Annotated in this window: 23 protein-coding genes; 20 read left to right on the top strand and 3 right to left on the bottom strand. The window is 69.3% G+C overall.

Going from position 1 to position 24,003, the window contains the following annotated elements; all coding sequences use genetic code 11:
* Positions 1-6: 6 nt before the first annotated feature.
* From HBK84_RS08475 to dapF, 11 genes are all read left to right on the top strand, one after another.
* Positions 7-1,701, top strand: coding sequence for a ribonuclease J (locus HBK84_RS08475; protein ID WP_085106683.1), 1,695 nt, complete (start codon positions 7-9; stop codon positions 1,699-1,701).
* An 82-nt stretch (positions 1,702-1,783) separates the two neighbouring features.
* Entirely contained in the window at positions 1,784-4,723 is a 2,940-nt protein-coding gene (locus HBK84_RS08470; protein WP_167318653.1) for a DNA translocase FtsK, read from the top strand.
* Positions 4,720-5,352 (top strand): CDP-diacylglycerol--glycerol-3-phosphate 3-phosphatidyltransferase, encoded by a 633-nt coding sequence (gene pgsA, locus HBK84_RS08465; protein WP_064845955.1) that lies wholly within the window; start codon positions 4,720-4,722, stop codon positions 5,350-5,352. The genes HBK84_RS08470 and pgsA overlap by 4 nt, the downstream gene beginning before the upstream one ends.
* Positions 5,349-5,846, top strand: a complete 498-nt coding sequence (locus tag HBK84_RS08460; protein ID WP_240918908.1) for a CinA family protein — start codon at positions 5,349-5,351, stop codon at positions 5,844-5,846. Before pgsA ends, HBK84_RS08460 begins: the two co-directional genes overlap by 4 nt.
* 149 nt (positions 5,847-5,995) lie before the next feature.
* On the top strand, positions 5,996-6,421 hold the full coding sequence (locus tag HBK84_RS08455; protein WP_064845953.1) for a helix-turn-helix domain-containing protein: 426 nt from the start codon (positions 5,996-5,998) through the stop codon (positions 6,419-6,421).
* Positions 6,422-6,582: 161 nt separating this feature from the next.
* Positions 6,583-6,804: a DUF3046 domain-containing protein gene (locus HBK84_RS08450; RefSeq protein WP_035963868.1), complete on the top strand. Its 222-nt coding sequence runs from the start codon at positions 6,583-6,585 to the stop codon at positions 6,802-6,804.
* 167 nt (positions 6,805-6,971) lie between these two features.
* Entirely contained in the window at positions 6,972-8,117 is a 1,146-nt protein-coding gene (gene recA / locus HBK84_RS08445) for a recombinase RecA (protein ID WP_167318651.1), read from the top strand.
* 17 nt (positions 8,118-8,134) lie between these two features.
* Positions 8,135-8,884 carry a regulatory protein RecX gene (locus HBK84_RS08440; RefSeq protein ID WP_167318650.1) on the top strand — a complete coding sequence of 250 codons (750 nt, stop codon included), beginning with the start codon at positions 8,135-8,137 and terminating at the stop codon, positions 8,882-8,884.
* A gap of 74 nt (positions 8,885-8,958) precedes the next feature.
* Positions 8,959-10,464 (top strand): tRNA (N6-isopentenyl adenosine(37)-C2)-methylthiotransferase MiaB, encoded by a 1,506-nt coding sequence (miaB, locus tag HBK84_RS08435; protein ID WP_167319174.1) that lies wholly within the window; start codon positions 8,959-8,961, stop codon positions 10,462-10,464.
* A 7-nt stretch (positions 10,465-10,471) separates the two neighbouring features.
* Positions 10,472-11,413 (top strand): tRNA (adenosine(37)-N6)-dimethylallyltransferase MiaA, encoded by a 942-nt coding sequence (gene miaA / locus HBK84_RS08430; protein ID WP_167318649.1) that lies wholly within the window; start codon positions 10,472-10,474, stop codon positions 11,411-11,413.
* The gene (gene dapF / locus HBK84_RS08425; protein WP_240918907.1) at positions 11,406-12,350 is read left to right on the top strand and encodes a diaminopimelate epimerase; all 945 of its coding nucleotides are present in this window, start codon (positions 11,406-11,408) and stop codon (positions 12,348-12,350) included. Before miaA ends, dapF begins: the two co-directional genes overlap by 8 nt.
* A 207-nt stretch (positions 12,351-12,557) precedes the next feature.
* Here the strand turns inward: dapF and HBK84_RS08420 are convergent, their stop codons facing one another.
* Positions 12,558-13,175 carry a class I SAM-dependent methyltransferase gene (locus tag HBK84_RS08420; protein ID WP_167318647.1) on the bottom strand — a complete coding sequence of 206 codons (618 nt, stop codon included), beginning with the start codon at positions 13,173-13,175 and terminating at the stop codon, positions 12,558-12,560.
* An 86-nt stretch (positions 13,176-13,261) separates the two neighbouring features.
* Here HBK84_RS08420 and hflX point away from each other — a divergent pair, with 86 nt between their 5' ends.
* On the top strand, positions 13,262-14,965 hold the full coding sequence (gene hflX, locus HBK84_RS08415; RefSeq protein ID WP_167318646.1) for a GTPase HflX: 1,704 nt from the start codon (positions 13,262-13,264) through the stop codon (positions 14,963-14,965).
* The gene (locus HBK84_RS08410; RefSeq protein WP_167318645.1) at positions 14,962-17,016 is read left to right on the top strand and encodes an ATP-dependent DNA helicase; all 2,055 of its coding nucleotides are present in this window, start codon (positions 14,962-14,964) and stop codon (positions 17,014-17,016) included. Before hflX ends, HBK84_RS08410 begins: the two co-directional genes overlap by 4 nt.
* A gap of 83 nt (positions 17,017-17,099) precedes the next feature.
* Here HBK84_RS08410 and lexA read toward each other — a convergent pair whose 3' ends face one another.
* The gene (gene lexA / locus HBK84_RS08405; RefSeq protein ID WP_206069141.1) at positions 17,100-17,873 is read right to left on the bottom strand and encodes a transcriptional repressor LexA; all 774 of its coding nucleotides are present in this window, start codon (positions 17,871-17,873) and stop codon (positions 17,100-17,102) included.
* Between the two features lie 280 nt (positions 17,874-18,153).
* On the opposite strand from lexA, the gene HBK84_RS08400 reads away from it, so the two are divergent.
* The 7 genes from HBK84_RS08400 (at position 18,154) to HBK84_RS08370 (ending at position 23,289) form a co-directional block, all read left to right on the top strand.
* A complete protein-coding gene (locus tag HBK84_RS08400; protein WP_167318644.1) occupies positions 18,154-18,585 on the top strand; it encodes a LysM peptidoglycan-binding domain-containing protein in 432 nt (143 codons plus the stop codon).
* Between the two features lie 151 nt (positions 18,586-18,736).
* Entirely contained in the window at positions 18,737-19,840 is a 1,104-nt protein-coding gene (locus HBK84_RS08395) for a histidinol-phosphate transaminase (RefSeq protein WP_085106696.1), read from the top strand.
* Between the two features lie 156 nt (positions 19,841-19,996).
* A complete protein-coding gene (gene hisB, locus HBK84_RS08390; RefSeq protein WP_085106697.1) occupies positions 19,997-20,614 on the top strand; it encodes an imidazoleglycerol-phosphate dehydratase HisB in 618 nt (205 codons plus the stop codon).
* A gap of 17 nt (positions 20,615-20,631) precedes the next feature.
* Positions 20,632-21,327: an imidazole glycerol phosphate synthase subunit HisH gene (hisH, locus tag HBK84_RS08385; RefSeq protein ID WP_085106727.1), complete on the top strand. Its 696-nt coding sequence runs from the start codon at positions 20,632-20,634 to the stop codon at positions 21,325-21,327.
* Positions 21,324-21,485, top strand: coding sequence for a hypothetical protein (locus HBK84_RS08380; protein ID WP_167318643.1), 162 nt, complete (start codon positions 21,324-21,326; stop codon positions 21,483-21,485). Before hisH ends, HBK84_RS08380 begins: the two co-directional genes overlap by 4 nt.
* Positions 21,486-21,593: 108 nt before the next feature.
* Positions 21,594-22,343: a bifunctional 1-(5-phosphoribosyl)-5-((5-phosphoribosylamino)methylideneamino)imidazole-4-carboxamide isomerase/phosphoribosylanthranilate isomerase PriA gene (gene priA, locus HBK84_RS08375; RefSeq protein ID WP_144998825.1), complete on the top strand. Its 750-nt coding sequence runs from the start codon at positions 21,594-21,596 to the stop codon at positions 22,341-22,343.
* 109 nt (positions 22,344-22,452) lie between these two features.
* Entirely contained in the window at positions 22,453-23,289 is an 837-nt protein-coding gene (locus tag HBK84_RS08370) for an SseB family protein (protein ID WP_167319172.1), read from the top strand.
* Between the two features lie 116 nt (positions 23,290-23,405).
* Here HBK84_RS08370 and HBK84_RS08365 read toward each other — a convergent pair whose 3' ends face one another.
* Positions 23,406-23,876, bottom strand: coding sequence for a DUF1844 domain-containing protein (locus HBK84_RS08365; protein ID WP_167318642.1), 471 nt, complete (start codon positions 23,874-23,876; stop codon positions 23,406-23,408).
* Between the last annotated feature and the right edge of the window lie 127 nt (positions 23,877-24,003).

Here is a 24,003-nt window from a genome sequence, read left to right as displayed (position 1 = left end):
GGTCTCATGACCCATTGGAACACCACCGACCTCTCCGAACCGTCGGCACTCGCGAAGGACACCCTGCGAGTCATCCCCCTGGGCGGTCTGGGCGAGGTCGGTCGGAACATGACCGTGTTCGAGATCAACGGGCAGCTGCTCGTGGTCGACTGCGGTGTCCTGTTCCCCGAGGAAACCCAGCCCGGCGTGGACCTGATCCTGCCGGACATCAACCACATCCGTGAGCGCCTCGACGACATCGTCGCGATCGTGCTCACCCACGGGCACGAGGACCACATCGGCGCGGTCCCGTACCTGCTCAAGCGCCGCCCGGACATCCCCATCCTGGGCTCGCAGCTCACGCTCGCGTTGATCGAGGCCAAGCTGCAGGAGCACCGGATCAAGCCCTTCACCATGGCCGTGCGCGAGGGCCAGGTGGAGCGCCTCGGTGAGTTCGAGTGCGAATTCGTGGCCGTGAACCACTCCATCCCGGACGCCCTGGCAGTGTTCCTGCGCACCAAGGCCGGGACCGTGCTGCACACCGGTGACTTCAAGATGGACCAGCTGCCCCTGGACGGGCGGATCACGGACCTGCGTCACTTCGCCCGCCTGGGCGAGGAGGGTGTGGACCTGTTCCTCACGGACTCCACCAACGCCGAGGTTCCCGGGTTCATCGCGTCCGAGAAGGCCATCGGTCCCGTGCTCGCAGACGTGGTCGCCCGCGCCAAGCAGCGCGTCATCGTGGCGTCGTTCTCCTCCCACGTCCACCGCGTGCAGCAGGTGCTCGACGCCGCCGTGGCCAGTGGTCGCAAGGTCGTCCTGATGGGCCGATCCATGATCCGCAACATGGCGATCGCCGAGAAGCTCGGGTACCTGGACGTGCCGCCCAACGTGCTCGTGGACCAGAAGAAGGTGGGCGACTACCGGGACGACCAGATCGTCATCATGTGCACCGGTTCCCAGGGTGAGCCCATGGCCGCGCTGTCCCGCATGGCCAACGGGGACCACAAGGTCCAGGTCAACGCGGGGGACACCGTGATCCTGGCGTCCTCCCTGATCCCGGGCAACGAGAACTCCGTGTTCCGCGTGATCAACGGGCTCATGCGCCTGGGCGCGGAGGTGGTGCACAAGGGCAACGCCAAGGTCCACGTCTCGGGTCACGCCGGGGCGGGCGAGTTGCTGTACTGCTACAACATCGTGGAACCCGAGTACGTCATGCCGGTCCACGGCGAGATCCGGCACCTGATCGCCAACGGCAACCTGGCCCAGGAAACCGGCGTCCCCGCGGACCACGTGCTGCTCGCGGAGAACGGCACCGTGGTGGACATGCATTCCGGCGCGGCCAAGATCACCGGGCAGGTGGAGTGCGGGTTCATCTACGTGGACGGCTCCTCCGTGGGTGAGATCACGGACGCGGACCTCAAGGACCGCATGACCCTCGGTGAGGAGGGCTTCATCTCCGTGATCACCGTGGTCAACCGGGACACCGGCAAGATCGTCTCCGGCCCGGACATCCACGCGCGCGGCGTGGCCGAGGAGGACACCGTGTTCAACGAGATCCGCCCCCGGATCTCCGCGGCCCTCGAGGACGCGCTCGGCGAGAGCGGCAAAAACCACACGACCCACCAGTTGCAGCAGATCGTGCGGCGCACCGTGGGCTCGTGGGTCTCCCGCAAGCTGCGGCGCAAGCCCATGATTGTGCCCGTGGTCGTCGAGGCCTGACGCCCCGAACCACCGCACTGCGCAGCGGCCCGCCCGGATCCGACTCCGGGCGGGCCGCTGCGCGTCCGGGTACCCTGGGGGCATGGCGTCTCGAACTTCCCCCGCGCGCTCCTCGAAGGCCTCCGGCAGGTCCTCGAGTTCCGCGCGTTCCCCTAAGAACGGCAAGAAGGCCCCCGCACGGTCCACATCCGCACGCTCCGGATCCACGGGGCCCTCGGCCGGTTCCACCGCCCTGCACGGGGTGGTCAACGCGTGGTCCGGCGCCGGACACGTGGTGGGGGCCGCGGTGCGCCGCGTGGGGACCGTGCGCACGGACATGGCTCCCGAACAGCGCCGCGACGGTGGTGCGCTCGTGTGGCTCGTGCTCGCCGTCGTGATCGCCGCGGTCGAGTGGTGGAACCTGCGCGGCGTGGACCTCGCGCTCGTGGCGATCCCCGCGTCCTGGGTGCACGCGATCGTGGGCGGGACCTTCGGGTTCATGGCCCTCGTGCTGCCCATCTTCTGCTTCTTCTTCGCGATCCGCGTCTTCCGTCACCCCGAGGCCACGCAGGCCAACAACCGCATCGCGATCGGTCTGCTCGCGCTGTCCGTCGCCGGCGCGGGCACCGCGCACCTGCTGGGCGGCGCGCCCGGTCTGGGTGACGGGTTCGACGCCGTGTGGCGCGCGGGTGGTTTCGTGGGCTTCCTGGCCGCGGACCCGTTGGCGGCCCTGATCACCCGATGGGGCGCGCTCGCGGTGTTCGTGCTGCTCGCGGCGTTGGCCGTGCTCGTCATGACCGCCACGCCCGTGGGGGAGATCGGGCCGCGCTTGCGCGAGCTCTACCGCCGTCTCACGGGCCAGTACGAGCCCCGCGCGACCGACGTCACCGATCCCGCGCACGACCGCTCCTACCTCGATCCCACCCGGCCCACACGCGAGAAGCGCTCCCGGCGCTCCGAGCGACGCAAGCAGCGCCACGAGCTGGAACGCTACGACGGTGACGAGGCGTTCGAGCGCGCTGTCGTGGGCGAGGCCAACCGCCGCGAGGCACGGGACGCGGGATCGACGAGCGTGTTCGACGTCGGCTCGCACGCGGAGCGCTCCGCGCGCCGGGGTTCTGCCGGTGGGTCCTCCTCCGTGCGCGACGCCGCGCAGGCGGCGGGCTCCACCGCGGCGTCCGAGGTCCAGGACACCGACGCGATCCCGAACCCGGAGGCCGCCTTGCGCCCCGGCGAGAAGCGTCCCACCAAGTCCCAGCGCGCCGCCCAGAAATTACGCGAGGAGCAGGGGATCGCGCCCTCGGCGGACACCGCGGCGGCGTCGGACGCGCCCGCCCTCAAGGTGGACGATGACGCCCAGCCCCGCACCCACACGCCCGCGACCCCCATCCCGGCCCGCTCCGAGCAGCTCAAGCTGCAGGGCGACGTCGCCTACAGCCTCCCGCCCGTGGCGGACCTCGTGCAGGGCCCGCCCGCCAAGGAACGCTCCGAGGCGAACGACCAGGTGGTCCGGGCGCTCACGAGCGTGCTCGAACAGTTCAAGGTGGACGCCGAGGTCACCGGCTTCTCGCGCGGGCCCACGGTCACGCGCTACGAGATCGAACTGGGCTCCGGGACCAAGGTGGAGCGCGTCACGGCGCTGTCCAAGAACATCGCGTACGCGGTGGCGTCTGCGGACGTACGGATCCTCTCGCCCATCCCGGGCAAGTCCGCGATCGGCATCGAGATCCCCAACACGGATCGTGAGACCGTGGCGCTGGGGGACGTGCTGCGCTCGCAGAAGGCCCGGGCGTCCGAACACCCCATGATCATGGGCGTGGGCAAGGACGTGGAGGGCGGCTTCGTGCTCGCGAATCTCGCCAAGATGCCGCACATGCTCGTGGCCGGTGCTACCGGTGCGGGTAAGTCCTCGTTCGTGAACTCCATGATCGTCTCGATCCTCATGCGCTCCACCCCGGACGAGGTGCGCCTGGTCATGGTGGACCCCAAGCGTGTGGAACTCACCGCGTACGAGGGCGTGCCGCACCTGATCACCCCGATCATCACCAACCCCAAGAAGGCCGCCGAGGCCCTGCAGTGGGTCGTGCGGGAGATGGATGCGCGCTACGACGACCTCTCCCACTTCGGGTACAAGCACATCGACGACTTCAACAAGGCCGTGCGCAACGGGAAGGTGCAACCCGAACCCGGGTCCAAGCGCACCATCCGCCCCTACCCGTACCTGCTCGTGATCGTGGACGAGCTCGCGGACCTCATGATGGTGGCCCCGCGGGACGTCGAGGACGCGATCGTGCGGATCACCCAGCTCGCGCGTGCCGCAGGCATCCACCTCGTGCTCGCCACGCAGCGGCCCTCGGTGGACGTCGTGACCGGTCTGATCAAGGCCAACGTCCCGTCCCGGATGGCGTTCGCGACGTCCTCGGTCACCGACTCCCGCGTGGTGCTGGACCAGCCCGGCGCGGAGAAGCTGATCGGCCAGGGTGACGCCCTGTTCCTGCCCATGGGCGCGTCCAAGCCCATGCGTGTGCAGGGCGCGTGGGTCTCCGAGTCGGAGATCCACAAGGTCGTGGAGCACGTGAAGTCGCAGATGAGCACGCACTACCGCGACGACGTCGTGCAGGAAGCGCCCAAGAAGACGATCGACGAGGACATCGGGGACGACCTCGACGTCCTGCTGCAGGCCGCCGAGCTGATCATCACCACGCAGTTCGGGTCCACGTCCATGCTCCAGCGCAAGCTGCGCGTGGGTTTCGCGAAGGCCGGGCGGCTCATGGACCTGCTCGAGTCACGCGGCGTGGTCGGGGCGTCCGAGGGGTCCAAGGCACGTGACGTCCTCGTCAAGCCGGATGACCTCGCCGCGACCCTCGCCCTGATCCGCGGCGAGGAACCACCCGCGCAGAGTACACCGGCCGCCGCAGACGGTGCGCTCGCGGCGTCGGCGTCCGGCGAGGACCTCGTGGCGGCGTCGCTGTCGAACGTGGCCCACGACTACCACGACGGGTCCGACCAATCCGAGGATGCATGGGAGTTGACGGGACGATGACGGTTAACGACGGCGCGGCGGCGCCCGGGGCGCCCGCCCCCAACGCCTCCAACTGGAACCTGCCGAATGCCCTGACGGCACTGCGGATCGTGATGGTCCCGTTCTTCGTGTGGTTCCTGGTGGCCGGGGGGACCCACGGCCAGGACTCCATGGGCATGCGCTGGGCCGCCGTGGTCACGTTCGGGCTCGCGATGCTCACGGACAAGCTCGACGGGGACATCGCCCGGGCGCGCAACCTCATCACGAGTTTCGGCAAGATCGCCGATCCCATCGCGGACAAACTGCTCACGGGTGCCGCGTTCGTGGTGCTATCCATGCTCGGGGAGCTGTGGTGGTGGGTCACGATCGTGATCCTGGTGCGCGAGTGGGGCATCACGCTCATGCGATTCGTGGTGATCCGCTACGGCGTGATGGCCGCGTCCAAGGGCGGCAAGACCAAGACCGTCCTGCAGACCGCGGCGCTGATCGCCCTGCTGCTGCCGCTCACCCCCTTCGTGGGGCAGTGGTGGCTGTGGTTCGCATGGGTGCTCACCGCGCTCGCGTTGCTCGCCACCGTGATCACGGGCATCGACTACGTGATCAAGGCCGTGCAGTTGCGCAACCGGGCCGTGCGCGGGGATGCGGCGTGACAGAGAACCGGCCGGGGTACGACGCCGCGGAGCTCGTGCGCCGCGCCGTCGCTCGCGGGGTCACGGTGGGCACGGCCGAATCTCTCACCGGGGGCGCGCTCGCATCCGCGATCGTGACCGTGGCGGGTGCCTCGGCGTGTTTCGAGGGAGCGGTCGTGAGCTACTCGCACGCCGTCAAGGAACGCGTGCTGGGTGTGTCCCACGAGCTGCTCGAGGAACGCGGCGCGGTGGACCCGCAGGTCGCGGTGGCCATGGCCCGCGGTGCGCGCGAGCGCCTGGGCGTGGACTGGGCCGTGTCCACCACCGGGGTCGCCGGGCCGGAACCGCACGACGGACACCCCGTGGGAACCGCCTTCGTGGGGATCGCGGGTCCGGGTGTGGAGCGGGTGGAGCGTTTGGATCTCAGCGGTGACCGGGCCGAGATCCGGCAAGCCACCGTGGGCCGCGCGCTTGACGCATTGACGACTCAAATCTCATTCCCAGCCAACGCCTAGTGTTTTTAGGCCGCCGAGCGGGAACAATCGAACACGTAAGCCCGTTATGGATATCAGAGGTTGAGCCCGATGGGCTCAAGAGGCCTCGACCACTGCGTCGTCAGCGATGCAGAAGGCCCCGTCAATTCGTACGAGGAGAAGCAATTCACATGACGAAGCAACCCGTGTCTGTCAATGGTGTTGTCCGTTGGAAGGACGTGGGTGTGTCCGATGAAGCTCACGGGAAAACCAATGATGTCAAGGTCGGTGTCCTGCGTCAGGAGATAGGCGAGGTGCTGCGCAACGTCCGCCAGCGTCAGGGCCGGACACTGCGCGAGGTCTCGCACAGTGCCCGCGTCTCGCTGGGGTACCTGAGCGAGGTGGAGCGAGGACAAAAGGAAGCCTCCTCCGAATTGCTCGCGTCCATCTGTGCGGCACTGGACATCCCCATGTCCCAGATGCTGCGCGAGGTCGCGGATCGTCTCGCCTACGCCGAGGGCACGTTCATCCCTGACACCGTGCCGTCCGAGCTCACGGAGGAGTTCACGCGGGAGATGCGTCAGTTGCGCGGTGGCACCGCCGCCGGCGCGCACTGAGTCAGACCCCGCTCGCTGCGGCCGAGTCGGCCGCGGTCCACCAGACCAACGAACGGACCCGCCCGGTGGGCGGGTCCGTTGCTCGTTGCAGCACCGTGGGGTCCGCACAGCGTGGAGAGTTAGCGGATCTATGCAGCGTCGATACCGAGGAGAAGTTGTTCATGCGAGTCAGTGCGTTCTGGGACCTGATGTCCCACGAATTCGGGGCGGCGTACAGCCGGGTTCTCGCTCGGGATCTCGTTTTAACCGAGTTGGGTGAGCGCACGGCCGCGGAGGCCCTCGAGTCCGGGACGGACCCCAAGACGGTGTGGTTCGCGGTGTGCCGCGCCCAGGAGATCCCCGAGTCCCGGTGGTGGGGTCCCGATCAACCGCCCCGGCGCTGAGTTCGCCGTGGGCGGCGTGCGCCACGCCGTCTTCGAAGGTATATTCGAATGAGCTCACGCGCGCTCCACAACCCGTCCGGTCGCTTATGGCTGTCGGACCCCCTTTGTACCGTGGAACGCGAAGACATCGACAGGGCCGCCCCGGCCCCCGAGAACCGAGGTGAAACATGGCAGCCAAGTCCAAGGGCGCACCGGCACCCTCTCAGGTGGCCGGATCCGATCGTCAGAAGGCACTGGACACCGTCCTGTCCCAGATCGACAAGAATTATGGCAAGGGATCGGTCATGCGGCTGGGGGATCGCCCCGCCAGCAAGATTGAGACCATCCCCACCGGTTCCATCGCGCTGGACGTCGCACTGGGTATCGGCGGGTTCCCCCGCGGCCGTGTCGTGGAGATCTACGGCCCGGAATCCTCGGGTAAGACCACCGTGGCCCTGCACGCCGTGGCCAGCGTCCAGAAGGCCGGCGGGATCGCCGCCTTCATCGACGCCGAGCACGCGCTGGACCCGGTCTACGCCGAGAAGCTCGGTGTGGACACGGACAACCTGCTGGTGTCCCAGCCGGACACCGGTGAGCAGGCGCTCGAGATCATGGACATGCTCGTGGGTTCGGGCTCCATCGACATCATCGTGATCGACTCCGTGGCGGCCCTCGTGCCTAAGGCGGAGATCGAGGGCGAAATGGGCGACAGCCACGTGGGTCTGCAAGCCCGGTTGATGTCCCAGGCTCTGCGTAAGATCACGGGTCGGTTGTCCCACACCAACACCACCGCGATCTTCATCAACCAGCTGCGCGAGAAGATCGGCGTGTTCTTCGGCTCCCCGGAGACCACCACGGGTGGTAAGGCGCTGAAGTTCTACGCCTCCGTGCGCGTGGACGTCCGCCGGATCGAGACCCTCAAGGACGGTGCGAACCCCGTGGGTAACCGCACCCGCGCCAAGATCGTCAAGAACAAGATGGCCCCGCCCTTCAAGCAGGCCGAGTTCGACATCCTCTACGGTCAGGGCATCTCCATCGAGGGCGGCCTGATCGACATGGGCGTGGAACACGGCATCGTGAAGAAGTCCGGTGCGTGGTTCACCTACGAGGGGGACCAGCTCGGCCAGGGCAAGGAGAACTCGCGCCGCTTCCTCAAGGACAACCCAGAACTCGCCCAGGAGATCGAACGCAAGATCCTGGTCAAGCTCGGGATCAGCGAGGACCCGGACCAGGCCTCCCAGGACACGGAGGGGTTCGGCGACGATCCCCAGGACCTGGATCCGGATGCCCCGTTCGCACCGGCCAAGGACGAGACCGAACTTCCGGCATTCTGAGCTGACGCCGTCCCTTCATGACTGAGTCCGAACGCTATAGCTCCCGGCGCCGCCGGGCCTCCGATTCCCATTGGGGCCCGGCGGCGCCGCCCGCGTCCGCGGAGTCACCGGGTGAGGCGGAGGCCGATCCCCGCGAGGTCGCCCGCGCGATCGTCCTGCGCCAGTTGAGCGCATCGGCCAAGTCGCGGCGCCAGCTCGAGGACAAACTCGCGGACCGCAACGTCCCCGAGGACGTCGCCCGGGAGGTGCTCGACCGGTTCGAGGAAGTGAACCTCGTGGACGACCGGGCCTACGCGGGGATGTTCGTCAGGTCCCGCGCCGAGACCCGCCGGTTGTCCCGCTCGGCTCTGCGCCGGGAACTCGCGCAGCGCGGGATCACGGGTGAGATCGCGGACGAGGCCCTTGAACAGCGTTCCGACCACGACGAACTGCGGGACGCCCACGTCCTCGTGCGCAAGAAGTTGCCCGCCTCCTTGGACCCGTCGGACCGCAAGGAACGCGACCGGCTGACCCGCAGGCTCGTGAGCATGCTCGGACGCAAGGGGTATCCGCCGGGACTCGCGTTCGCCGTGGTCAAGGAGGAGCTGGGCGCGCTGGAGTCCTCGGCGGAGGAGTTCGAATCGGAGGAGTTCGCCGGTGACGAGTTCTCCGCAGACGGGTTCCCGGGAGACGGGTCCTCGGGAGATGAGTACGCCGCGGGCGGGTCCACAGTGGGCGGGCGCGATCGGCCGGATCCGGACGGCGCCCATGTGTGGGACACGCCCTGATCGGTGCCCCTTTGGCCGTGGACGGCCGAGTTCCAGCAATTTGACCGCGTCCCTAAAATGGTGAGGTGACTCAGATGCCCCATGCCGTGCAGGAACCCGTGATCGCCACCGATGCACCCGCCTACGAAGTGCGCACTCTCGGATGCCAGATGAACGCCCACGACTCCGAGCGCATCACGGGACTGCTCGAGAGCGCCGGATACGTTCCCGCGGTGAACCGTGATCCGGACCTGGTCGTGTTCAACACGTGTGCCGTCCGAGAGAACGCGGACAACAAGCTGTACGGCCAGCTGGGTCAGCTGGCCCCCGTCAAGCGGCGCAACGAACGGTTGCAGATCGCGGTGGGCGGCTGCCTCGCCCAGAAGGACCGCGCCACCATCGTCGATAAGGCCCCGTGGGTGGACGTGGTCTTCGGGACCCACAACATCGGGTCCCTGCCGGTCCTGCTGGAACGCGCTCGGCACAACGAGCAGGCCCAGGTGGAAATCCTGGAAGCCCTCGAGACGTTCCCGTCGGCACTGCCGACCAAGCGGGAACAGGCCTATGCGGGGTGGGTGTCCATCTCGGTGGGGTGCAACAACACGTGTACGTTCTGCATCGTCCCCCAACTGCGCGGCAAGGAGAAGGACCGCCGTCCCGGGGACATCCTCGCCGAAGTCCAGGCGCTCGTGGACTCCGGTGCGGTGGAAGTGACCCTGCTGGGGCAGAACGTGAACTCGTACGGCGTGGAGTTCGGTGACCGCGGGGCGTTCGCCAAACTGCTGCGCGCCTGCGGGGACATCCAGGGGTTGGAGCGGGTGCGCTTCACGAGTCCGCACCCCGCGGCCTTCACGGACGACGTGATCGATGCCATGGCGGAGACCCCCAACGTGATGCCTCAGTTGCACATGCCGCTGCAGTCCGGTTCGGACCGGATCCTCAAGGACATGCGGCGCTCGTACCGTTCCAAGAAGTTCCTGGGCATCCTGGACCGGGTGCGTGAGCGGATCCCGCACGCCGCGATCACCACCGACATCATCGTGGGCTTCCCAGGGGAGACCGAGCAGGACTTCCAGGACACCCTGGACGTCGTGGAGGCCTCCCGGTTCTCCTCCGCGTTCACCTTCCAGTATTCGGTGCGCCCGGGCACTCCCGCCGGGGAGATGGCGAACCAGGTCCCCGCCCCCGTGGTGCAGGAACGCTTCGAACGGTTGACCGCCCTGCAGGACCGGATCAGCGCGGAGTTGAACCGCGAGCTCGTGGGCGCGCGCACGGAGGTGCTCGTGAGCGCCCAATCGGGCCGTAAATCGGAAGCCACGCACCGACTGAGCGGGCGGGGCCCGGATCAGCGGCTCGTGCACTTCAGTGTCCCGGACGGAGCCGCACAACCGCGCCCGGGAGATTTCGTCACGGTTCCGGTGACCGGGGCCGCCACGTACCACCTGCTCGCGGACCCGCGGGACGCGAACGAGTACAGCGTACGGCGCTCCCACGGCGGGGATGCGTGGGAGGCCGCTCAGGCGGAATCGTGTGGTGCGCCGTCGTCGTCGGGCAAACCCGCCGCCGTGGGGCTGGGCATGCCGTCGCTGCGGAAGCCCTGAGCACGGTATGACCCGGGGGACACAACGCCCGGTCGTGGCGGTCGTGGGGCCCACGGGGACCGGGAAGTCGGACCTCGGGATCGCGATCGCCCAGCGCGTGGGCGGGGAGATCGTCAACGCGGACGCCCTGCAGTTCTACCGGGGCATGGACATCGGGACCGCCAAGCTGCCCCCGGAGGAACGCGGGGGAGTGCCGCACCACCTGCTCGACATCTTGGACCTGCACGAGGAAGCGTCGGTCGCCGCGTTCCAGACTCGCGCTCGCACCGTCATCGCCGAGATCGAGGAACGCGGCAACGTGCCCGTCCTCGTGGGCGGCTCGGGACTGTACGTGCGCGCGGTGCTCGACCACATCGAATTCCCCGGAACCGATCCGCAGCTGCGAGCGCGGGTCGAAGCCGAGCTGCACGAGCACGGGCACGCCCGCATGCTGCAGCGGCTCGCGGACGTGGATCCCGAATCGGCGGCCACGGTCAAGGACGACCGCAGACTGGTCCGGGCGATCGAGGTGCATCGGCTGACCGGACGGCCCTTCACGTCGTTCATGCCCGAGCGCCGGTACGTGCGGCCCACGGTGCAGATCGGTCTCGCCATGGAGCGGGACGTGCTTAACGAGCGGGTGGCCCGCCGCGTGGACACCATGCTTGAGCGGGGGTGGCTGGACGAGGTACGAGCGCTCGCGGCCCGGGGGCTGCGCAAGAGCCCCACCGCCGGGAAGGCCCTGGGGTACCCCCAGTTGCTCGCGGTGCTCGACGGCACGAGTACGCTCGAGCGCGCCCGGGACGAGACCGTGACCGCCACCCGCAGGTTCGTGAAGCGCCAGCGCACGTGGTTCCGGGCGGATCCTCGCGTGCACTGGTTGCGCGCGGACGACCCCGCGGGACCGTCCGCGCTGCCGGAACGGGCAATGGACGTCGTCCGGGCTCAGTATGATGGCGGCGATGACTGACACGACCGAGGGGACGGTAGGCAGCGTGAACTGGCAGGAACTGGCGGGCGTGCGCGTGACCAAGGCGCACGGCACGGGAAACGACTTCGTGGTCTTCACGGACCGGGACGGCACCCTGGACGTCTCACCGGACACGGTCGCGGCGGTGTGCGACCGACACCTCGGGCTGGGCGGTGACGGCCTGATCCGCGCCGTGCGCACCGAGCACGTGGCCGATGCCGGCGAGCTCGCCGAAGCGCACCCGGACGTCGAGTGGTTCATGGACTACCGCAACGGGGACGGTTCCGTGGCGCAGATGTGCGGTAACGGGGTGCGGGTGTTCGTGGACCACCTCGTGCGCGAGGGGCTCGTGAGCCTCCCGCGCGGTTCCCAACTGCGCATCGGCACGCGCGCGGGGATGCGCACCGTGGGGCGTACGTCCGACGGCTACGCCGTGGACATGGGTCCGTGGAGCTTCGAGGATGGGGATGCCGCGCGCGAGCGCGGTTCGGATTGCCTCGTGAATGCGGAGGGCCTCACGGTCCCGCGCCCGGGGGTGTCCATCAGCATGGGCAATCCCCACACGGTCGTGGCCCTGTCCGAGGGCGAGAAGTTGGACGGGCTGGACCTACACACCGCGCCCGTCGTGGAACCCACCCCTCCCGAGGGGACCAACGTGGAGTTCGTGGTGCCCTCGGACGACGGCGATTCCGAGTTCGGTCGCCTCGAGATGCGCGTCCACGAACGGGGTGTCGGCGAGACGTACTCGTGCGGCACGGGCGCGTGCGCGGCCGCGGCGGCCACCCGGTTCTGGGGCGGTCCCGACTCCCCGGACCGCTGGTTCGTGCGCGTCCCCGGGGGCGTGCTGTCCGTGACATTCGTGCCCGCCCCGGACGGCACCGAGCATGTCGTCCTCACGGGTCCGGTGCGCGTGGTGGCCACCGCCGAGCTCGTCTGAGTCGGTCGCGTTCGTGCCGTGGTGGGCTGAGTCGGGAGGGCCTCGCCGCGCGGCCCTGTTGCATGCATCGTCCGACGACGACGCTGCGCGCCGGCTCCCCGAGCGGCACCCCTGGCTGCTGTTTCCGACCCAACGCCCGGGGGTATAGGTTCCAACGCCGTACACACGACCCCGGTTCCCGGCCCGGCATGCGTGCCTCCGCGCGCCTCAGGCGCGCTGGACGGTGATGACGCGGAAGCCTTTATCGGTTGCGGCCCGGTCCACGCAATACCCCTCACCCAGGGTGGCCGCGAGCCAGCGCTGCAGTGAGTCCCCACCCAGGTTCTTCTGTACCACGAGCCACGCCGTACCACCGGGCGCGAGGCGGGGGAGCCACATCATGAGGATGTCGTGTAGTTCCTGCTTCCCCACGCGGATCGGCGGGTTGGACCAGATGGTGTCGAACGTACGATCCGCGGGTACGTCTTCGGGCCGATGGGTCTCCACGCCCGTGAGACCCAGCTCCCGCGCGTTTGCCGCAGTCAGACGCAGGCTGCGTTCGTTGACGTCCACCGCGGTGACCGTGGCACTCGGTGCAGCGAGCGCGAGGGCCAGGGTGATCGGCCCCCACCCGCACCCGATGTCGAGCAGGTTCCGCCCGTGCGGATCGGGCACGTTGCGCAGCAGCGCGGCGGTTCCCTTGTCCAGGTCCGAGGGGGAGAAGACCCCCGCGGCCGTCCCCACGTCCACGGTGCGGCCCCGCAGCTCCACGGTGATCCGCCGCGGTTTCTCCGCGACGGACGGGTCGGACACGAAGTAATGCTGCGCGGGATTCTCGGGGGCCATGGCTCCACATGCTAGTGCCCCCGCCCGTCGTGTCAGTGCCCGGCGCTAGACTTGGTCAACCGTCTCCAGCCACAGATCAAGGAAATATGACGCAATCTCACCAGCACCAGAATCCCGCTCCGAAGCAGCCCGGACACTCCGCGGAACTGACCGGACCGGAACTGGAGGACGTCGTCTCGCGTGTCCTGGCCCGTGCGCGCACACGCTCCGAACCCACCCACGTCCACGACGCCGGTCAGGACGTTGTCGACGATGAACGGGGCGTCCACGGCGCCCGCGACCACGCCGCGTCATACGCCGCGGGCGGCGGACACGATCACCTGGGCCGCGCCCGTGAGCTCGCGGACGAGGACCACGTCCACGTCGAATCCGACGGCGATCAGCAGGACCTCGCCGAACGTCACGCGCTGCGCCGTGTCGCCGGACTGTCCACCGAGCTCGAGGACGTCACCGAGGTCGAGTACCGGCAGCTGCGGCTCGAGCGCGTCGTCCTGGCGGGTCTGTTCTCGAGCGGGACCCTGGCCGATGCGGAGAACTCGCTGCGTGAGCTCGCGGCGCTCGCGGAGACCGCCGGTTCCGAGGTCATGGACGGTCTGCTGCAGCGGCGCGTGACCCCGGACCCCGGCACGTACCTTGGCTCGGGCAAGGCCCTGGAACTCAAGGACGTGGTGGCCGCGGCCGGTGCGGACACCGTCATCGTGGATGCCGAGCTCGCGCCGTCGCAGCGTCGTGCTCTCGAGGACGTCGTGAAGGTCAAGGTCATCGACCGCACGGGCCTCATCCTGGACATCTTCGCCCAGCACGCCAAGTCCAAGGAGGGCAAGGCGCAGGTGGAGCTGGCGCAGCTCGAGTACATGCTCCCGCGTCTGCGTGGTTGGGGTGAGTCGCTGTCCCGGCAGGCCGGTGGCCGTGCGGCCTCGGGTGAGGGCATCGGTAGCCGTGGTCCCGGTGAGACCAAGATCGAACTGGACCGGCGCCGGATCCGCCAGCGCATGGCCAAGTTGCGTCGGGAGATCGCGGCCATGAAGCCGGCGCGTGAGACCAAGCGACTCAACCGCAAGCGTCATTCCGTGCCCTCGGTCGCGATCGCGGGGTACACCAACGCGGGTAAGTCGTCCCTGCTCAACCGGTTGACGGATGCCGGGGTCCTCGTGGAGAACGCGCTGTTCGCCACGCTGGATCCCACGGTGCGCAAGGCCGAGACCCCGGACGGGATCGGCTACACGCTCGCGGACACCGTGGGCTTCGTGCGCTCGCTGCCCACCCAGTTGGTCGAGGCCTTCCGCTCCACCCTGGAAGAGGTCGCGGACGCGGACGTCATCGTGCACGTAGTGGATGCCTCCCACCCGGATCCGGAGGGTCAGCTCAAGGCCGTGCGGGACGTCCTCACGGACGTGGGGGCCAATGACATCCCAGAGATCGTGGCCCTGAACAAGGCCGACATCGCGGATCCCGTGGTGCTGGGTCGTTTGCGCAATCACGAGCACCCGTCGGTGGCCGTGTCGGCGCGCACGGGAGAGGGCATCGAGGAATTGCAGCGGTTGATCTCCTCCGCTATTCCGCGCCCCAACCACGACATGGAACTGCTCGTGCCCTACGTTCACGGCGAGGTGGTCTCCCGGCTGCACGCCCAGGACGCCGAGATCCTGCGCACGGAACACACTCCCGAGGGCACGCGGTTGCGTGTGCGCGTTCGCGAGGAACTCGTGGGCGAACTCGCGCCCTACCGCGTGGCGGAGCCCGGGAGCCCGGCCGCCTCGCCCACCGCGGAGGATCCCGCCGGAGCATGAGCGCATCGTTCGTCGACGAAGCGGGGCACGACCTCTCGGACGTCCGCCCCGAAACGCTGCCCGGCGCGGTGGACACGCTCGAGCTCCTCGACTCCGCCGTGACCGCGCTGGGCGGGCAGCGTCGGGAGGGACAGCGGTTCATGGCGGCCAAGGTCGCCGAGGCCCTCGAGACCGGCCGGCATCTGTTGGTCCAGGCAGGGACCGGTACGGGTAAGTCGCTCGCATACCTCGTCCCGGCCCTGCGCCACGCCCGCACCGCGGACAAGCCCGTGGTCGTGGCCACGGCCACGCTGGCCCTGCAGTCCCAGATCACGGGCCGGGACGTCCCCCGCTTGCTCGACGCGCTCGAGGACGAACTGGACGACCGCCCCGTCGTCGCGCTGCTCAAGGGCCGCTCCAACTACGCGTGCCTGCACAAGGTCGAGGGCGGCTACCCGGACGACGACGGCGCCCTGTTCGACGTCCCCGGTTCGGGACCCGCCGCAGGGGGCGCGGATCGCCCCCTCGGTGGCTTGGCCCAGCAGGTGCTGCGGTTGCGGGAATGGGTCGAGACCACCGAGACCGGGGACCGGGACGACGTCCAGCCGGGTGTCACGGACGCCGCGTGGCGGCAGGTCTCCGTGACCGCCAAGGAGTGCCTGGGGCGCAAGTGCCCCCTCGTGGAGGAATGCTTCGCCGAGCGCGCCCGGGCCGAGGCCGGCGAGGCGGACGTGGTGATCACCAACCACGCGCTGCTCGCGATCAACGCGTTCGAGGGGCTCGCGGTCCTGCCCGAGCACGACGTCGTGATCGTTGACGAGGCCCATGAGCTGCGGGACCGGGTCACGGGTGCCGTGACCGCGTCGCTGTCCGCCGCCGCGGTACGAGCGGCGGCCACGGCCGTGCGCAAGCACACCGCGGCGTCGAGCGATGCACTCGAGAAGGCCGCGCAGGCCTTCGATCTCGCCTTCGACCCCGACCCGTCCGGACTGTTGCCGCGAGGCTTCACCGAGGAGCAGGTCTACGCGGTCGGTGGCGTTCAGGATGCCGCGCGCACGGGGCTCAGTGAAACCAAGGGCGATTCCAAGGGCGAGGACGCGGCACGTCACGCGGCCCGCTCACGGTTGTCCGAGCTGCTGGACACCGCCGAGCGCATGCTGTCGGCGGACACCGCCCATGACGTCCTGTGGATCTCCCGCGTGGGTCGCTGGTCGCCCACCGAGGGATACGTGGGAGCGTCCGAAGGGGAACCGGCGACCCTGAACATCGCGCCGCTCAGCGTCGCGGGGCCCCTGCGGGAGGGGTTGTTCGACGGGCGCACGGTCGTGCTGACCTCGGCGACCCTGGCCGTGGGGTCATCGTTCTCGTCCACGGCCGGGGCTCTCGGCCTGCAGGGCCCGGGGTCCCCCGCGTGGCGGGGCGTGGACGTGGGCAGCCCCTTCGACTACCGCCGCCAGGGCATCCTCTACGTGGCCAAGCACCTCGCGAAACCCGGCCGTGGCGTCTCGGAAGAGCAACTCGAGGAACTGCTCGGGCTGCTCGAGGCCTCGGGCGGCGGCGCGCTCGGTCTGTTCTCGTCCCGCCGGGCCGCGGAGGACGCGGCGGAGGCGCTGCGCGATCGTACAGAGCTGCCCATCCTGTGCCAGGGGGACGCCTCCCTGCCGTCCCTGGTCAAGGAATTCACCGACGATCCCTCAGCGAGCCTGTTCGGAACCATGAGCCTGTGGCAGGGAGTGGACGTGCCGGGGCAATCGTGCCGACTGGTCGTGATCGACCGGATCCCGTTCCCGCGCCCGGACGATCCCCTGGGCACCGCCCGCACACGCGCGGCCGAACGGGCAGGCGGCAACGGGTTCATGTCGGTCTCGGCCACTCACGCCGCGGTGCGCCTGGCGCAGGGCGCCGGCCGACTGATCCGTGCGAGCGGGGACAAGGGCGTCGTCGCCGTGCTGGACTCGCGGCTCGCCACGGCGCGCTACGGGTCCTTCCTGGCCCGGTCCCTCCCGCCGCTGTGGCCCACCACGGACCGCTCGACCGTTCTCGGGGCGTTAGAGCGATTGGCGCGCTCCTGAGCGTTCGACGTCGCTGTGCTCACGTCCGTGGTGCCGTCCCGCGTGACGCGACGCGCGGTTCCCGGAACCGTTCGGAGGGCGAGCTACAGGGAGCGGAAGACCGAGACGACCTTTCCCATCACGGTCGCGTGATCACCCAGGATGGGTTCGTAGCGGGTGTTCTGGGGCAGCAGCCACGTGTGGCCGTCGCGCTGGCGGAAGGTCTTGACGGTCGCTTCGTCGTCCAGCAGGGCAGCCACGACGTCCCCGTTCTGCGCGGAGTTCTGTTGGCGCACCACGACCCAGTCGCCGTCGCAGATGGCTGCGTCGATCATGGAGTCCCCGGAGACCTTGAGCATGAACAACTGGCCGTGACCCACGAACTGCCGTGGCAGGGAGTAGACCTCCTCGACCGATTGTTCGGCGGTGATGGGGCCACCGGCGGCGATGCGCCCCACGAGCGGTACGGGGACCATGGCGTCGTCGTCGTCCGCGGCGGGCAGGTCGCCCATGGTGTGCACCGCGGGGGACGCGGCGCCCGATGCGCGGGTCGCCAAGGACTCCACGGAACCCGCGGGCTCGTCGGCCGGCCCCAGGTGGCGGTCGAGTTCCTCCGCGCTCAACGGGCGCAGGACCTCCATGGCGCGGGGTCGGCGCGGATCCCGGCGCAGGTAGCCCCACTTCTCGAGCTGGCCGAGCTGATGGGTCACGCTGGACAGGGACGCCAGACCCACGGTGTCACCGATCTCACGCATGGACGGCGGGTAGCCGCGCGTGGTGATGCAGTGCTGCACGGCACCGAGGATCCGTGCTTGTCGAGGGGTGAGCGTGCGCGAGCGTCGGTCGGACGCCTGCTGATTCGGGGAAGAAGTGCTCACGTGCGGGGTCCTTTCACCGTCCACGCTGTGCACACCCTGCGGTGGGCCGCGGAGGCCGCTTATGCGTGTCGGAGACGTGGGGTCAACTAACTCCTGTGTGACCTCGAGCTTAACCCGCGCGCGTCCCCGGGTTCAAATATGTGTTCGAAAAGGTCCTCGACAGCATTCGTACACCCGTGCTAGAACTGTTGGTAGAGATTCGAAAATGTGTTCTAAGTACGCTCCGCGTTCGAACACCGCCACCTTCGGGTGGATCCGGTCAGATCACCAGGAGGTAGCCATGACCGCTCTCACCTTGTCGCTATCCGTTCGTTCCGCCACGGCTGCGTCCTCCGCCGCCGTGCGCGCTCGTACGTCGGCCCGTGCCGCGTCCGTCCAGGCCGCCCCGCGCGCCGCTCACTCGCCGCTGCAGCTCACCCGCCGCGGCCGGTTCTTCCTGATCGGACTGCCCTTCGTCACGGGAGCGGCGGCCCTGTTGGTGGTCGCCGCCGTCTTCCTGCTGCCGCCCACGGTCAAGGCATCCACGGAACCGGCGGGGGCGCCCGTGACCCACAGTGTCACGGTGCAGGCGGACCAGACCCTATGGGAGATCGCCGCCGTCGCGGACCCGCAGCGGGACACCCGCGAGGTCATGAACGACATCGCCGAGCTCAACGGTCTGACGTCCTCCACCCTGCACACCGGTCAGGTCCTGGAGGTCCCGTCCCGCTGACGGTGACCCGTCGGTGACGTGATCCGTCGGTGCCAAGTGAGCGACTCCTGGTGCGCCGACAAGCTCCGGGCGGTGTCACGACTGGTCCGGGAATCGACACACCGTGAGACGTCGTGTGACCGGATATGCGCCGAGTCCATAGACTGGTCTGGTGAATTCTCGTGATGATTCCCTCGAAGCCCTTCCGCTGCGCGACGACCTGCGGGGCCTGTCTCCCTACGGTGCTCCCCAGCTGGAAGTCCGTGTCGCACTGAACACCAACGAGAACACCCATCCGGTTCCCGAGCCCGTGGTTCGGGCCGTCACGCGGCGCGTCACCGATACCGCGGCGTCCCTGAACCGCTACCCGGACCGGGACTTCACCAATCTGCGGACCGCCCTAGCGTCCTATCTGGGTCACGAGCTGACCGAGGACAACCTGTGGGCCGCCAACGGGTCCAACGAGATCCTGCAGCAGATCCTGCAGGCCTTCGGTGGGCCGGAGCGCTCCGTGCTGAGCTTCGTCCCCACGTACTCGATGTACCCGTTGCTCGCCCTCGGGACCGGCACGCGGTTCATCGCCGGGGAGAGGGCCGCGGACTTCTCCCTGTCCGCGGAGTCGGCGGCTCGCCAGGTGGGCGAGCACGCCCCGAACATCGTGTTCCTGTGCTCGCCCAACAACCCCACCGGAACCGCGCTCGGACTGGACGTCGTCGAGGCCGTGTACGAGGCGGGGGAGGACCGCAACACCATCGTCGTCGTGGACGAGGCCTACGCCGAGTTCGCGCGCTTCGGAACCCCCTCGGCGCTGACCCTGCTTCCCGGCCGTCCCCGGCTCATCGTCACGCGCACCATGAGCAAGGCGTTCGCGTTAGCGGGTGCACGGCTCGGATACTTCGCCGCGGACCGCTCCGTTGCGGACGCTATCCGCCTGGTGCGCTTGCCGTACCACCTGTCCTCGGTGACCCAGGCGACCGCACTGGCCGCACTCGAACACCACGAAACACTGCTCGGCACGGTCGAGGACATCAAACTGCAGCGCGACCGGATCGTGGACGAGCTCAAGCGACTGGGCCTGACCCCCGCCGAATCCGATTCCAACTTCGTGTTCTTCGAGTGCGGCGGGGACGCCCACGCCATGTGGCAGGGTCTGCTCGACCAGGGCGTCCTCGTACGGGACGTGGGGATCCCCGGCCACCTACGGGTCACCGCCGGGACGGAAGCGGAGACCACCGCGTTCCTCGAGGCCGTGGAGTCCTACCTCGCCCGGTCCTGAGCCGGACCGTCCGGACCAAGATTCTGAGCCGGCCCGGCTCGTCTCGAACCGTGGGACCGGTCGGGCCGCGGCCCCATGGTCCCACCCCAGCCATCTAGACTGGACCCGCCCGCCGAGCCGTCGCCGGGCGCCGTCCCCGAGGAGATGTCGTCTTTCATGAGCGCAGTCGAGAACCACCGCACCGCCACGGTGGAACGCGTGACCAGTGAATCCACCGTGCGCGTGAGCCTGGACCTGGACGGGACGGGTACGTCCTCGATCGAGACCACGGTGCCGTTCTACAACCACATGCTCACGGCACTGTCCAAGCACTCCCTGATCGACCTGGACATCCATGCCCACGGGGACACGGACATCGACGTCCACCACACGGTCGAGGACACAGCGATCGTCCTGGGTGATGCGCTGCGCCAGGGACTCGGGGACAAGCGGGGGATCCGCCGTTTCGGGCAGGCCACCGTGCCGCTCGACGAGGCACTCGCGTCCGCCGTGGTGGACGTGTCCGGGCGGCCCTACGTGGTGCACACGGGTGAACCGGAGGGCCAGCAATACCACTTGATCGGTGGTCACTTCACCGGGTCGATGACCCGCCACGTCTTCGAGTCCCTGGCCTACCACGCCCAGTTGTGCCTGCACGTGGAAGTGATCCGCGGCCGTGATCCGCACCACATCGCCGAGGCCCAGTTCAAGGCGCTTGCGCGGGCGTTACGCGAAGCCGTGGAGCCCGACGCCCGCATGGCCGGCGTGGTCCCGTCCACCAAGGGCGCCCTGTGAGCGGGGCGGAACAGAACATGACGGAGGCGCCGAGCGTTGTCGTCCTGGACTACGGCGCAGGCAATGTGCGCTCTGCCGTGCGCGCCCTCGAGGAGGCCGGCGCGCGGGTGGTGCTGAGCGCCGATCCGCGCGACGTCATGGACGCGGACGGTCTCGTGGTCCCTGGCGTGGGAGCCTTCGCAGCCGTCATGGAGGGATTGCGCGCGGTGGACGCCCCGCGGCTCATCGATCGCCGGTTGAGCGGTGGCCGTCCGGTGCTGGGGATCTGCGTGGGCCTACAGGTCATGTTCGACCGCGGCGTGGAACACGGTCACGAGTCCGAGGGACTGGCACAGTGGCCGGGGACCGTGGAACGCCTCGACGCTCCGGTGGTCCCGCACATGGGCTGGAATGAGGTGCGCCCGCCGGAGGGCTCGGTACTGTTCCGCGGCATTGAGGACGAGCGGTTCTACTTTGTGCACTCCTACGGGGTGCGGGAGTGGGAATTCGACCAGAGCATCGAGCACATGGTGCCCCCGGGCGTCACCTGGTCCGAGCACGGGGCGCCTTTCGTGGCCGCAGTGGAGAACGGTCCGTTGAGCGCCACGCAGTTCCACCCCGAGAAGTCCTCCGCGGCGGGGATCGCCCTGCTGCGCAACTGGCTGTCCACGCTGCCGCGCACCGGACGCATGGCCGGGCGAATCCCCGCACCGGGTTCGGGGGTCCCGGCATGACCGCATCGGTGCTGCTGCTCGTGGCGGGGGCGTTCTTCGTGGGCGGGGCGATCTCCTTCCATCAGCAGCGCAAGCCGCTGTGGAGTGTGGTGTTGCTCGCGTTGGTGGCCCTCGTGTTGATCGGCTATGGGGGCTACTCGTGGTTCACGAGCGTGTGAACCGGGCGTAGTGCCGTCGTCAACGGGTACGGGGCGCGCGCCGCACCGCGACAATCCAATCAACCACCGGACCACCACGGCGCCCGCGGGCGTCACGTGAGGAGAGACATGAGCGAGACCACCGAACGCCGTTTGGAACTGCTGCCCGCGGTGGACGTGCAAGGGGGCCAGGCCGTGCGCCTGGTCCAGGGGGAGGCCGGCTCCGAGACCGGCTACGGCGATCCGCTCGAGGCCGCCCTCGCGTGGCAGGACGCGGGCGCCGAATGGTTGCACCTCGTGGACCTCGATGCCGCGTTCGGTCGCGGTGACAACATCGACGTCCTGCGCCGGGTCGCCGCGCACCTCGACCTCAAGATCGAGATGTCCGGCGGGATCCGGGACGACGAGTCCCTCGAGCGCGTCCTGTCCCTGGACCCCGCGCGCATTAACCTGGGCACGGCGGCGCTCGAGAACCCCGAGTGGACGCATCGCGTGATCGCCGAGCACGGGGACAGGATCGCCGTGGGTTTGGACGTGCGCGGCACCACGCTCGCCGCGCGCGGCTGGACCAAGGACGGCGGCGACCTGTGGGAGGTGCTGGAGCGCCTCGAGGCCGACGGCTGCGCGCGGTACGTGGTCACCGACGTGACCAAGGACGGCACGCTGCGCGGGCCCAACACCGAGCTGCTGGCCGAGGTCGCCCGCCGCACGGACAAGCCCGTGGTGGCCTCGGGCGGGATTTCGTCCCTCGAGGACCTCGCCGCGCTGCGCGAGCTCGTCCCCGCCGGCATCGAGGGCGCGATCGTGGGCAAGGCACTCTACGCCGGCAAGTTCACGCTTGCGCAGGCCCTGGACGTCGCCGGTCGCCCGAGTGCCTGAGCACCGCGCGGATCGCGGGCCCGGACGCGAAGCGCACCCGCCCTCCGGGCGCGGTGACCACGACGTTTCCGGCCCCAGCGCACGCGTTTCCGGGGCCGACGGCGCTCGCATCCTTCCCGCGCACATCGCCGCCCAGCTGCGCTCGGCCGGTGGCCCCACAGACACCGGCGGTCAGTCGTGGGAGGGTCGCAATTTGGGGGAGGGTACGAGCCACACCCACCAGTTTCCCGACGACCCCGGCACCGCGGACCCGAATGTCGCCTGCGCACTTGACGCATGGCGCGCGGGGACAGTGGGCGAGGAGGAGGTCGTGGCCGCGCTCGCCGGGATCCGGGTGTTCGTGCCCATCGTGGCGCAGGTGTCCCAGTCCCACATCACCGAGGACGGTCTGGTCTCCGACAAGGAAGCGGACATGGCCCTCGTGAGCTTGCAGGCCGCCGACGGCCGCAAGGCCCTGCCGGTGTTCACGTCCACCAATGCACTGACCGCATGGAACTCCCGGGCCCGACCGGTCGCCGCGGACATCCGCCGCGCCGCGCTGTCCGCGGTGCAAGACGGCTCCGCGCTGCTTGTCGTGGATCCGGGGACGGATCCGGCCTTCGTGGTCCGGCGCCCCGCCCTGTGGGCCGTGGCGCAGGGACACGAGTGGACGCCGTCGTACCGGGATGTCGCGGTGGACGACGCCGTCACGCGCGCGGCACTCGGGCGCTCGGAGATCGTGGCGGCGCTCGCCGGCCCGGGTCGCGGTGTGAATGCCGCGCGGTCCGGCGGCGCCGCGTTACGCGGTGGGGGCGAGGGCCCGGAGCTCACGGTCACCCTGCAGCTGCGGGTGGGGCTGTCCGCCGACGAGGTGCAGGCAGCAGTGGGGCACTACCAGCAGCAGCTCGCGGCCCAGCCCGTCATGGCGGAGGCGGTGGATTCGATCGAGGTCCGGCTCACCGCGTGAGGTCACTGCATGAGATCACAGCGTGACGTCGCCGTCTGACGTCACCAAGAGGAACGCGGCGCACGACCACCGGTCGCGCGCCGCGTTCCTTAAAAGGGCTTCAACGGGATCGACGCTCAGCCGTAGACCGGGCCCGTGAACTTCTCGCCGGGCCCGGCGCCGGGAGCGTCCGGGAACGGGGAGGCCTCGCGGAACGCGAGCTGCAACGACTTGAGACCGTCGCGTAACGGGCCCGCGTGCTGGGAGCCGATCTCGGGAGCGGCCGCGGTGATCAGACCTGCCAGGGCGATGATGAGCTTGCGCGCCTCGTCCAGATCCTTGAGTTCCTCGGCGTTCTCCTCGGCGGCCAGACCGCACTTCACGGCGGCGGCGCTCATTAGATGGACCGCGGCGGTCGTGATGACCTCGACTGCGGGGACCTCGGCGATGTCACGCATCTGGTTGTTCACCTCGGCGAGGGTCTCGTCGGGCAGTGCACCGGGATCGGAGGAGCCGTGGTCGTGGGCGGTGTCGTGACCGTGGGTGGGACCCTGGAACGATGCGGTGTCGGTGAATTCGAAGCGCTCGGAGCGCGGCTGCTCGGACATGGGACCACTGTAGAACAGCGGTATTGCCCGGTGCGGGGCCGTCGCCCGACTGGCCCCGGCGCCCCCGGATGGGTTATATTGGTGGACAGTGTGCAAGCGGAGATGACTCCCACCCGCCGCCGCCCGC

Source organism: Kocuria sp. KD4 (assembly GCF_011769905.1).
In the GTDB taxonomy this organism is placed as follows: domain Bacteria; phylum Actinomycetota; class Actinomycetes; order Actinomycetales; family Micrococcaceae; genus Kocuria; species Kocuria marina.
This window is presented reverse-complemented; position numbering and strand designations above follow the sequence as displayed.

Bases quoted from the DNA above. Each gene is read 5' to 3' on its own strand.
- HBK84_RS08475 (WP_085106683.1), top strand. From the start codon at position 7: ATGACCCATTGGAACACCACCGACCTCTCCGAACCGTCGGCACTCGCG.
- HBK84_RS08470 (WP_167318653.1), top strand. From the start codon at position 1,784: ATGGCGTCTCGAACTTCCCCCGCGCGCTCCTCGAAGGCCTCCGGCAGG.
- pgsA (WP_064845955.1), top strand. From the start codon at position 4,720: ATGACGGTTAACGACGGCGCGGCGGCGCCCGGGGCGCCCGCCCCCAAC.
- HBK84_RS08455 (WP_064845953.1), top strand. From the start codon at position 5,996: ATGACGAAGCAACCCGTGTCTGTCAATGGTGTTGTCCGTTGGAAGGAC.
- HBK84_RS08450 (WP_035963868.1), top strand. From the start codon at position 6,583: ATGCGAGTCAGTGCGTTCTGGGACCTGATGTCCCACGAATTCGGGGCG.
- recA (WP_167318651.1), top strand. From the start codon at position 6,972: ATGGCAGCCAAGTCCAAGGGCGCACCGGCACCCTCTCAGGTGGCCGGA.
- HBK84_RS08440 (WP_167318650.1), top strand. From the start codon at position 8,135: ATGACTGAGTCCGAACGCTATAGCTCCCGGCGCCGCCGGGCCTCCGAT.
- miaB (WP_167319174.1), top strand. From the start codon at position 8,959: ATGCCCCATGCCGTGCAGGAACCCGTGATCGCCACCGATGCACCCGCC.
- miaA (WP_167318649.1), top strand. From the start codon at position 10,472: ATGACCCGGGGGACACAACGCCCGGTCGTGGCGGTCGTGGGGCCCACG.
- dapF (WP_240918907.1), top strand. From the start codon at position 11,406: ATGACTGACACGACCGAGGGGACGGTAGGCAGCGTGAACTGGCAGGAA.
- HBK84_RS08420 (WP_167318647.1), bottom strand. From the start codon at position 13,175: ATGGCCCCCGAGAATCCCGCGCAGCATTACTTCGTGTCCGACCCGTCC.
- hflX (WP_167318646.1), top strand. From the start codon at position 13,262: ATGACGCAATCTCACCAGCACCAGAATCCCGCTCCGAAGCAGCCCGGA.
- HBK84_RS08410 (WP_167318645.1), top strand. From the start codon at position 14,962: ATGAGCGCATCGTTCGTCGACGAAGCGGGGCACGACCTCTCGGACGTC.
- HBK84_RS08400 (WP_167318644.1), top strand. From the start codon at position 18,154: ATGACCGCTCTCACCTTGTCGCTATCCGTTCGTTCCGCCACGGCTGCG.
- hisB (WP_085106697.1), top strand. From the start codon at position 19,997: ATGAGCGCAGTCGAGAACCACCGCACCGCCACGGTGGAACGCGTGACC.
- hisH (WP_085106727.1), top strand. From the start codon at position 20,632: ATGACGGAGGCGCCGAGCGTTGTCGTCCTGGACTACGGCGCAGGCAAT.
- HBK84_RS08380 (WP_167318643.1), top strand. From the start codon at position 21,324: ATGACCGCATCGGTGCTGCTGCTCGTGGCGGGGGCGTTCTTCGTGGGC.
- priA (WP_144998825.1), top strand. From the start codon at position 21,594: ATGAGCGAGACCACCGAACGCCGTTTGGAACTGCTGCCCGCGGTGGAC.
- HBK84_RS08365 (WP_167318642.1), bottom strand. From the start codon at position 23,876: ATGTCCGAGCAGCCGCGCTCCGAGCGCTTCGAATTCACCGACACCGCA.